The sequence below is a fragment of the Microbacterium sp. genome (assembly GCF_031988965.1).
Classification (GTDB): domain Bacteria; phylum Actinomycetota; class Actinomycetes; order Actinomycetales; family Microbacteriaceae; genus Microbacterium.
In genome coordinates, this window is the sequence record NZ_DALZXX010000084.1 from 1 (window position 1) to 8,997 (window position 8,997).

Sequence of the window (8,997 nt, forward strand, 5' to 3'; positions counted from 1 at the left end):
CACTGGGGCTCGCGCCGTCGCCGCACCTGAGACCGGATCCTCTCGTCGAAATGCCCCTGCTGGCCTACGCGCGGGATGTCCCGATCCTCCGGCGGTACTGGCGCCACACCTTCGGCATCCGTCTCGAGCGAGAGCCCGCGCTCGTGGTCGCGGATCTGCGCGCGCTCGCCGCCGCGGCCGTCGCCGGCGCGGGCGTGACGGTGCTGCCGACCTATCTGATCGCCGACGAACTCGCCGACGGGAGACTCGTCGACCTGCGCGGGACCGATGACCCGCCCATCAACACGCTGCACCTCGTGCGACGCCCCGGTCCGCTGACCGAGGGGGTCGCGGTCGTCGAGCAGGCGCTGCGCGCCGCGGTCGCGGGTCTCTGACCTGCCCGCGCTCAGCTCGTGCCGCGGGCGCGCGTGGTCAAAAGAGCATCCGAACGAGCCGTTTCCGGTGCGTTTCTGACCCCGCACGGTGCCGAGTACCCGACCCTCGCACCCTGCCGCGAGCCCAGCCCAGCAGGCCGCCGCTTCAGCGCGTGAGCCAGCGACGAAGCGAGCGCGTCACGAAGGGCAGAACCCAGTACGCCATGATCGGCGTGAGCACGGCGGTCGTCGCGAGCACCCGCAGCCAGATCGGCAGCTCGTTCCACCCGGGGATCGGGCTCATCGCGTACGTGAACGCGAGGTTGACCGGGAAGAATCCGAGCCAGATCGACACCGCCTGCTTCCACCGCGGGGGAGTGCTGACCATGGCGACGGTGGTCGTCGAGCCGTCGGCGCGGGGGAGGGTGATCGTGTCGGTGGTCGGCTGGTCGAACCAGCCCTCGATGCCGGTGCGCCGGTGCACGTGCTCGCTGCGCACGAACTGCTCGCCGGTCGACTTCCACCACTCGCGCTCGCCGGACTGCTCCCAGGCGATGAGCGACTTCTCGTCCGCGAACCGGTAGAGCATGTGCCAGATGTGCGAATCCTCGCCGTCTCGCACCCATCCCGATCCCAGGAACCCCGGATACCGGTGAGCGAGGTTCACGCCCGTCTGCACCCAGGCGGTCGCGGCGGTCACGTGCTCCGGGTCGAGCTCGCGGCGGATGGAGACGGTGATGGGTTCACTGGACATGGTGGGTCCTCGGAGAGTGCGGTCGCCCGGGTCACGGGCACCTCGACGGTGGGGGATGCGCCGGGGTACGGGCGCACCTCCGATTGTATTTCGGATGGATGCCGTTCGAATCGCGCACCTTGCAGATTCCGGCGGCCGATTTTTGCAAAGTGCGCGATTCGAACGAGGCCCGAGGGCGACAATGGGACGCATGAGCACGCGCAGTGAAGCCGTTCTGGTCGATGTCGTCCGCACCCCCGTCGGGCGGGGCAAGTTGGGTGGGGCGCTGTCGGGGGTGCATCCGGTCGATCTCGCGGCCGGCGCGCTCGCCGCGATCCTCGAGCGCAACGGGCTCGACTCGCGGCAGATCGACGACGTGCTACTCGGCTGCGTGAGCCAGGTGGGCGATCAGTCGTCGAACATCGCCCGCCAGGCGGTGCTCGCGGCCGGTTTCGACGAGGCGACCCCCGCCGCGACGATCGACCGGCAGTGCGGATCGAGCCAGCAGGCCGTGCACTTCGCCGCCCAGGGGATCATCGCCGGCGCCTATGACGCGGTGATCGTCGGCGGCGTCGAGTCGATGAGCCGGGTGCCGCTCGGGTCGTCGGCCGTGGGCGGCTCGCCGATGTCGCCCCGACTGCGCGAGCGCTACCCCGACGGGCTCGTGAATCAGGGCGTCTCGGCCGAGCTCATAGCGCAGCGCTGGGGCCTCGACCGCACAGCGCTCGACGCGTACGCGGCCGAATCGCATCGCCGCGCGGCCGCCGCGTGGGCCGAGGGCTTCTTCGACCGCACGGTCATCCCGGTCGTGGAGGCTCCGGATGCCGTCGCCGACGAGACAGTCCGCGCGGGCACGACGGCCGAGGGGCTGGCGGGACTTCAGCCCGCGTTCCGGACGGATGCGCTCGCCACCCGCTTCCCCGAGGTCGACTGGCGAATCACCCCCGGCAACTCCTCGCCGCTCACCGACGGGGCGTCCGCCGCCCTGCTGATGAGCGCCGACCGTGCGGAGGCTCTCGGGCTCACACCGCGTGCGAGGTTCCACGCGTTCACGGTGGTCGGAGACGACCCGCTGATGATGCTGACAGGGCCGATCCCCGCGACGCGGCGCATCCTCGAACGCACCGGACTCACGATCGACGACCTCGACGCCTACGAGGTCAACGAGGCGTTCGCGTCGGTGCCGCTCGCCTGGGCCGCCGAGGTCGGGGCGGATGCCGAGAAGCTCAATCCGCGAGGAGGGGCGATCGCTCTCGGGCACGCCCTCGGCTCGTCCGGCACCCGCCTGCTCGGCACGCTCGTCGACCAGCTCGAGGCCGTCGGCGGTCGGTTCGGCCTGCAGGCCATGTGCGAGGGCGGCGGCATGGCGAACGCGACGATCATCGAGCGGCTGTAGCGGCATCCTCGGCCTTCGAATCGCGCACTTTGCAGAAGCGGCGAGCCGCGAACTGCAAAGTAAGCGATTCGAAGGGGGCGCCGGGGACAGAGAAGACCCCCGCCGACCCGATTCGGCGGGGGTCTTTCGCGGTGTGTCACCGCAACGGGAGCAGACGCTCACCGCGGTGCGCGGAAGACGTGACTACCCGATCCGGTCTGAGTCTGTGTCCGCGCATCTGCAGTTGTAGTCGGTCGATGTGTCCGGACGGTGAACGAGCGGCGAACACCGTCCGGATCGCGCGTCCTACCAGGCGTACGCCTCGGGAGCGGGTCCGCCGGGTCCGGGCCAGATGCGGTCGAGTTCGGCGAGGGTGTCGGCATCCAGCACCACGTCGAGCGCCTCGACGGCCGAGTCGAGCTGGTCGATCGTGCGCGGACCGATCACGGGGGCGGTCACGCTCGGCTGATGCAGCAGCCAGGCGATCGCGACGACGCCGGGGCGGATGCCGAGCTCGGCGCAGAACTCCTCGTAGCGCTCGATCGCCGGGCGACGTGCACCCAGGGCGTCGAGGCTCGACCGCGAGCGGTCGGTCTTCTGCAGGACGCCTCCGAGCTGTCCGCTGGCAGCGGTGACCAGGGCAGCAGACCCATGTCGTACTGCTCTGCGGCGGGCACGACCTCGAGCTCGACCGTGCGCTCGGTGAGGTTGTACAGCGACTGCTCGGTCACCGGTGCCGGGTAGCCGGATGCCGCGGCGATCTCGTGCACGCGGGCGAGGTGCCACCCGGCGAAGTTCGAGCTGCCGAGGTAGGTGATCTTGCCCTGTTCGCGCAGCGTCGCGAAGGCGCTCAGCGTCTCGTCGAGCGGCACATCGCGGTCGATGTGGTGCATCTGGTACAGGTCGATGTGGTCGGTGTCGAGGCGACGCAGCGAGGCGTCGACCGAGGCGCGGATGTGCACCGCCGACAGCCCGCGATCGTTCGACCGGGGGCCCATCACGCCGAACACCTTGGTCGCGACGATCAGGTCGTCGCGATTGCCGCGGTCCTTCATCCAGCGTCCGAGGATCTCCTCCGACTGCCCGGGGTGGTCGCCCCAGCGGCCGCCGCCGTAGACGTCGGCGGTGTCGATGAAGTCGATACCGGCCTCGACGGCGCGATCCAGGATGGCGCGGGATGCCTCCTCGTCGATCACGGGGCCGAAGTTCATCGTGCCCAGCGCCAATCGGCTCACGCGGGCGCCTGCTCGTCCGAGACGTGTGTACTGCATCAGCTGTCCTCCTTCTGCGAAACCTGCGAATCCTGCGAAACCGACGACGGCGCGTCGCTCGTGTCGACGAACGCCCATCCGAACGCGCCGAGCTCGCGGCGCGCGTCGGTCGATCCGGTGAGCAGATCCGTGCCCGGCACGTCGACCGCGAACGGCTCGGCGCTGTGGTTGATGATGGTGAGGATCCCGCCTCGACGGGCGATCTCGACGTGCTCGGGCAGTCCCTCGATCTCGGCCGTCACTCCGGCCTCGGCCGCGAGCCAGCGCAGCACCGCGAGCATCCCGTCATCGTCGGGGATCGTCGCGAGGTAGTACCCGTGACCTCCGCCGAACCGCTTCCGAGTGAGGGCCGCGCGGCCCTCGGTACGGCCCTCGGTGAAGCGGCCGAGCACCTCGGCATCCTGCACGAGCAGCTCCTCGGCGAAGTACTGTCCCACGATCCGGCCGGCAGGGCCGTCGAGCGGCGCCTCCGACTGGCCGGGGCCGTCGGGTACCGCGTGGCTCGCGACCTCACCGGCCGAGTCGGCCGACCGCACGGACTCGGGCGGAACGAGAGCTCCGAAGTCCTCGAGGGCCACCCCGAGCGCGTCACGCAGGCTGACGATGAATCCCCCCTCGCGGAACGCGTCGTCCTGATCCACGACGTCGCTGAAGGCCGAGACGAACAGGTTGCCGCCCTGCTCGACGTACGCCGACAGGTTCGCCGCGCCCTCATCGCTCAGCAGGTACTGCTGCGGCGCGACGACGAGCGAGTACGCGCTCAGGTCGCTGGTGGTGTTCACGATGTCGATCGCGAGGTTCTGGCGGTGCAGCGCCGCGTGCCAGCGGTGCGACAGCGTGAGGTAGTCGAGCGCGACCGGGTGATCGCGGCCGTCGAGAGCCCACCAGTTCTCCCAGTCGAACACGAGCGCGATCTTCGCCCCGGAGGTGACATCGGGCAGAGCGGGAAGCTGCGCGAGCTGTCCGCCGAGCTCGACGGCCTCGCGCCAGGTGCGGGTGTCGAGCCCGGCCTGCGGCAGCATCGCCGAGTGGAACTTCTCACTGCCGCGGCGGGACTGGCGCCACTGGAAGAACATGATGGCATCGGCACCGCGACCGACCGCCTGCGCGGTGATCGCCGCCATCTGACCCGGAGCTTTCGGCGCGTTCGTCGGACGCCAGTTGAGGGCGTTCGTCGACTGCTCCGTCAGCAACCACGGCACGCCGGGCTTGAGGCCGCGCATCAGCTCGCGGGCGAACGCGGCCCCGCGGAACGACTCGGGGTCGTTGGGGTCGGGATAGTTGTCGTCGGCGATCACGTCGACCTCGGCCGCCCACTTCCAGTAGTCCGCCGGAGGGAAGGGGCCCATGAAGTTCGTCGTGATCGGCTGGGTCGCCCCGGCGGCGCGGATGATGTCGCGCTCCATGACGTACAGCTCGAGCAGCGTGTCGGAGGTGAACCGCTTGAAGTCGAGCACACTCGTCGGGTTGATGCTGTACGGCGCCTTGCGCGGCGGCACGATCTGCTCGAACGCGGTGTAGCGCTGCGACCAGAAGTCGGTGCCCCACGCGTGGTTGAGGGCGTCGATCGTCGAGTACTTGCGCTCGAGCCACACGCGGAACGCATCGCGCGCCGCATCGGAGTAGTCGTAGTGCAGGTGGCATCCGTACTCGTTGTTGACGTGCCAGAGCACGACGGCCGGATGCTGCGCATAGCGATGCGCGAGGGCCGTCACGAGCTCCGAGGCGAGGCGGCGGTAGACCGGTGATGCGGGCGCGTACGCCTGACGGCTGCCGGGCCAGAAGGTCGATCCGTCGGCATCCTGCGGCAGCATCTCGGGGTACGCGGCCGAGGCCCACGGCGGCGGGGATGCGGTGGCGGTGGCGAGGTCGACCTGGATGCCGCCCTCGTGCAGCAGCCCGATGATCTCGTCGAGCCACTCCCAGTCGAACTCGTCCTCGGCGGGCTGGATCCGCGACCACGAGAAGATCCCGAGGCTCACCATCGTGACCCCCGCTTCGCGCATGAGTCTGACGTCTTCGGGCCACACCTCTCGTGGCCATTGCTCGGGGTTGTAGTCGGCGCCGTAATGCATGGCCCCACCCTATCTGGGAAGCGCTTTCCCGCGCACCCCTCCTCCTTCGAATCGCGCACTTGGCAAGAAAAGCGGCCTCAGATCTGCGAAGTGCGCGATTCGAAAGTGCAAGGACGCCCTAGTAAATCTCAGGATGCCGAAGTACCATCGTCATAGTGCCAACGACGGCGCGAAGGGACATCGCACAATGACTCGCACCATTCCCCATTTCGTAGGCGGATCGCACCTCATCCCCGAGAGTGGCCGCTTCACCGACGTGTTCGATCCGAGCACCGGATCCGTGCAGGCGCGGGTGCCGCTGGCGTCGGCAGACGAGGTTGGCCGCGTGATCGCGAACGCCGAGGCCGCGCAGGTCGAGTGGGCGGCGACCAACCCGCAGAAGCGGGCGCGGGTGCTGCTGCGCTTCCTCGATCTGGTGCAGCGCGAGATGCAGTCCCTCGCCGAGCTCCTCGCGAGCGAGCACGGCAAGACGGTCGACGATGCGAAGGGCGACATCCAGCGCGGCCTCGAGGTCATCGAGTTCTCGGCCGGGGCTCCGCACCTGCTCAAGGGCGAGTACTCGACGGGGGCGGGCGCGGGAATCGACGTGTACTCGATGCGCCAGCCGCTCGGAGTCGTCGCCGCGATCACCCCGTTCAACTTCCCCGCCATGATCCCGTTGTGGAAGGCAGGACCCGCTCTCGCCGCGGGCAACGCGGTCGTGCTCAAGCCCAGCGAGCGCGACCCCTCGGTGCCCGTGCGCCTCGCCGAGCTGTTCCTCGAGGCGGGGCTGCCTGCCGGGGTCCTGAACGTCGTGCACGGCGACAAGGAGGCCGTCGATGCGCTGCTGACCGACGACCGCATCCGCGCCGTCGGCTTCGTGGGCTCGACGCCGATCGCCGAGTACATCTACTCGACGGCTGCCGCGCACGGCAAGCGCGCGCAGTGCTTCGGCGGCGCGAAGAACCACATGATCGTGATGCCGGATGCCGATCTCGACCAAGCCGTCGACGCCCTGATCGGCTCGGGGTACGGCTCAGCGGGCGAACGGTGCATGGCGATCTCGGTCGCGGTCCCGGTGGGGAAGGAGACGGCGGATGCTCTCGCCGCCAAGCTCACCGAGCGCGTCGCCCAGCTGCGGGTCGGCCCCTCGCTCGCGGCCGACGTCGACTACGGGCCCCTGGTCACCCGGGCTGCGGTCGAACGGGTCGAGGGCTACATCCAGCAGGGCGTCGACGAGGGGGCGACCCTTCTCGCCGACGGCCGCGGCTTCTCGGTGCCGGGGCACGAGCAGGGCTTCTACCTCGGGCCCACGCTGTTCGACCACGTCACGACCGACATGGCGATCTACCGCGAGGAGATCTTCGGCCCGGTGCTCGTGATCGCGAGGGCAGCCGATTACGAAGAGGCGCTGCGCATGGCATCCGAGCACGAGTACGGCAACGGGGTCGCGATCTTCACGCGCGACGGCGACGCCGCCCGCGACTTCGCCGCCCGGGTCGAGGTCGGCATGGTCGGCGTCAACGTGCCGATCCCCGTTCCGATCGCCTACTACACGTTCGGCGGCTGGAAGCGCAGCGGATTCGGCGACCTCAACCAGCACGGCGCCGACGCCTTCCGCTTCTACACGAAGACGAAGACCGTCACGAGCCGCTGGCCGTCTGCCGGCATCCGCGACGGGGCGAGCTTCGTGATCCCCACCATGCACTGATCCCGCGTCACCTCCCACAAGGACCCACGATGACCATGACCACCGTCACCACCACCGCCGAAGAGCGCGAGGCCATCCTCGACGCCGTCCGCGAGTTCGCCGACACCGAGCTCGCTCCGTTCGCCGCCGAGCGCGACGAGAAGCACATCTTCCCCCGCGAGTCCCTCGGCAAGGCGGGGGAGCTGGGCCTCGGAGGCATCTACGTGCGCGAGGATTTCGGCGGCACGGGCCTCAGCCGCTCCGACACGGTCGCGATCTTCGAGGAGCTCGCCAAGGGGGACCCGGCGGTGGCCGCCTACATCTCGATCCACAACATGGTGGTCTGGATGATCGACACCTACGGCGACGACGCCCAGCGCGGTGCATGGCTTCCGCAGCTCACCGCGATGCAGGAGTTCGGCGGCTACTGCCTCACCGAGCCGGGAGTCGGATCGGATGCCGCGAACGTCGCCACGAACGCGGTGCGAGACGGAGACGACTACCTGCTCACCGGTGTGAAGCAGTTCATCTCAGGAGCAGGCGAGGCCGCCGTCTACGTGGTGATGGCACGCACCGGAGAGCCCGGAGCCCGGGGGATCAGCGCGTTCCTCGTGCCGGGCGACGCCGAAGGGCTCAGCTTCGGCGCTCCCGAGAAGAAGATGGGCTGGCACGCGCAGCCCACCCGTCAGGTCATCCTCGACGGCGTCCGCATCCCGGCATCCGGAATGCTCGGCGACGAGGGTCGTGGCTTCGCGATCGCGATGTCGGCCCTCAACGGTGGACGGCTCAACATCGCCGCATGCTCGCTCGGCGGTGCGCAGTGGGCACTCGACCGCGCAGTGCAGTACGTGCACGAGCGCGTGGCGTTCGGGGAGCCGCTGGCCGAGAAGCAGTCGATCCTGTTCGCGATCGCCGACATGCGCACCGACCTGCAGGCCGCGCGACTCATGGTCCGCGACGGCGCGCTGGCCGTCGACGAGCAGGCTCCGGATGCGACGATGCGGTGCGCGATGGCCAAGCGCTTCGCGACGGATGCCGGCTTCGACGTCGCCAACCGCGCGCTGCAGCTGCACGGCGGCTACGGCTATCTGCAGGACTACGGCATCGAGAGGGTCGTCCGCGATCTGCGGGTGCATCAGATCCTCGAGGGCACCAACGAGATCATGCGCCTGATCGTCGGGCGCGAGATGCTGCGACCGGCCGGATCCGCATCCCTCCAGCGGAGCGGCGGAGACCGGATGCGGAGCGCATCATGACCGAGACGTCGAAGGCGCGGATCGCGTTCCTCGGCCTCGGCCACATGGGGCTGCCGATGGCGAAGAACCTCGTCGCCGCCGGCCACGAGGTGCACGGGTTCGACCTGGTGCCGGCGGCGATCGACGCGGCGCAGGCCGTCGGCATCCCGGTCGCGGCCAGCGGAGCGGATGCCGTCGCCGACGCCGACGTCGTCATCACGATGTTCCCCGCGGGCAGGCACGTGATCGACGCGTACCGCACTGAGCTGCTCGCCGCCGCGCGCCC

The 8,997-nt window shown here is 69.7% G+C and carries 7 protein-coding genes and 1 pseudogene; 5 read left to right on the top strand and 3 right to left on the bottom strand.

All coding sequences use genetic code 11. The annotated features are described in order from the left end of the window. The coding region (locus RTM68_RS12840; protein WP_312171498.1) for a LysR substrate-binding domain-containing protein at positions 1-374 on the top strand (374 nt) is incomplete at its 5' end. Positions 375-519: 145 nt separating this feature from the next. Here RTM68_RS12840 and RTM68_RS12845 read toward each other — a convergent pair. Continuing rightward, positions 520-1,107 carry an antibiotic biosynthesis monooxygenase gene (locus tag RTM68_RS12845; RefSeq protein ID WP_312171500.1) on the bottom strand — a complete coding sequence of 196 codons (588 nt, stop codon included), beginning with the start codon at positions 1,105-1,107 and terminating at the stop codon, positions 520-522. A 190-nt stretch (positions 1,108-1,297) separates the two neighbouring features. On the opposite strand from RTM68_RS12845, the gene RTM68_RS12850 reads away from it, so the two are divergent. Next, a complete protein-coding gene (locus RTM68_RS12850) occupies positions 1,298-2,482 on the top strand; it encodes a thiolase family protein (protein WP_312171501.1) in 1,185 nt (394 codons plus the stop codon). Between the two features lie 285 nt (positions 2,483-2,767). Here the strand turns inward: RTM68_RS12850 and RTM68_RS12860 are convergent. Together RTM68_RS12860 and RTM68_RS12865 are read right to left on the bottom strand one after the other, a co-directional pair. After that, positions 2,768-3,732: pseudogene (locus RTM68_RS12860) on the bottom strand (aldo/keto reductase). Beyond that, positions 3,732-5,807 carry a beta-galactosidase gene (locus RTM68_RS12865; RefSeq protein WP_312171505.1) on the bottom strand — a complete coding sequence of 692 codons (2,076 nt, stop codon included), beginning with the start codon at positions 5,805-5,807 and terminating at the stop codon, positions 3,732-3,734. Before RTM68_RS12865 ends, RTM68_RS12860 begins: the two are co-directional and overlap by 1 nt. 187 nt (positions 5,808-5,994) lie before the next feature. On the opposite strand from RTM68_RS12865, the gene RTM68_RS12870 reads away from it, so the two are divergent. From RTM68_RS12870 to RTM68_RS12880, 3 genes are all read left to right on the top strand, one after another. Next, complete coding sequence (locus RTM68_RS12870; RefSeq protein WP_312171507.1) at positions 5,995-7,497, top strand: CoA-acylating methylmalonate-semialdehyde dehydrogenase; 1,503 nt, start codon at positions 5,995-5,997, stop codon at positions 7,495-7,497. Positions 7,498-7,526: 29 nt separating this feature from the next. Continuing rightward, positions 7,527-8,732: an acyl-CoA dehydrogenase family protein gene (locus RTM68_RS12875; protein WP_312171508.1), complete on the top strand. Its 1,206-nt coding sequence runs from the start codon at positions 7,527-7,529 to the stop codon at positions 8,730-8,732. Further along, positions 8,729-8,997, top strand: a 269-nt coding sequence (locus RTM68_RS12880; RefSeq protein WP_312171522.1) for an NAD(P)-binding domain-containing protein, incomplete at its 3' end; no start/stop codon positions are given. The genes RTM68_RS12875 and RTM68_RS12880, both read left to right, overlap by 4 nt.

Bases quoted from the DNA above. Each gene is read 5' to 3' on its own strand.
- RTM68_RS12845 (WP_312171500.1), bottom strand. From the start codon at position 1,107: ATGTCCAGTGAACCCATCACCGTCTCCATCCGCCGCGAGCTCGACCCG.
- RTM68_RS12865 (WP_312171505.1), bottom strand. From the start codon at position 5,807: ATGCATTACGGCGCCGACTACAACCCCGAGCAATGGCCACGAGAGGTG.
- RTM68_RS12870 (WP_312171507.1), top strand. From the start codon at position 5,995: ATGACTCGCACCATTCCCCATTTCGTAGGCGGATCGCACCTCATCCCC.
- RTM68_RS12850 (WP_312171501.1), top strand. From the start codon at position 1,298: ATGAGCACGCGCAGTGAAGCCGTTCTGGTCGATGTCGTCCGCACCCCC.
- RTM68_RS12875 (WP_312171508.1), top strand. From the start codon at position 7,527: ATGACCATGACCACCGTCACCACCACCGCCGAAGAGCGCGAGGCCATC.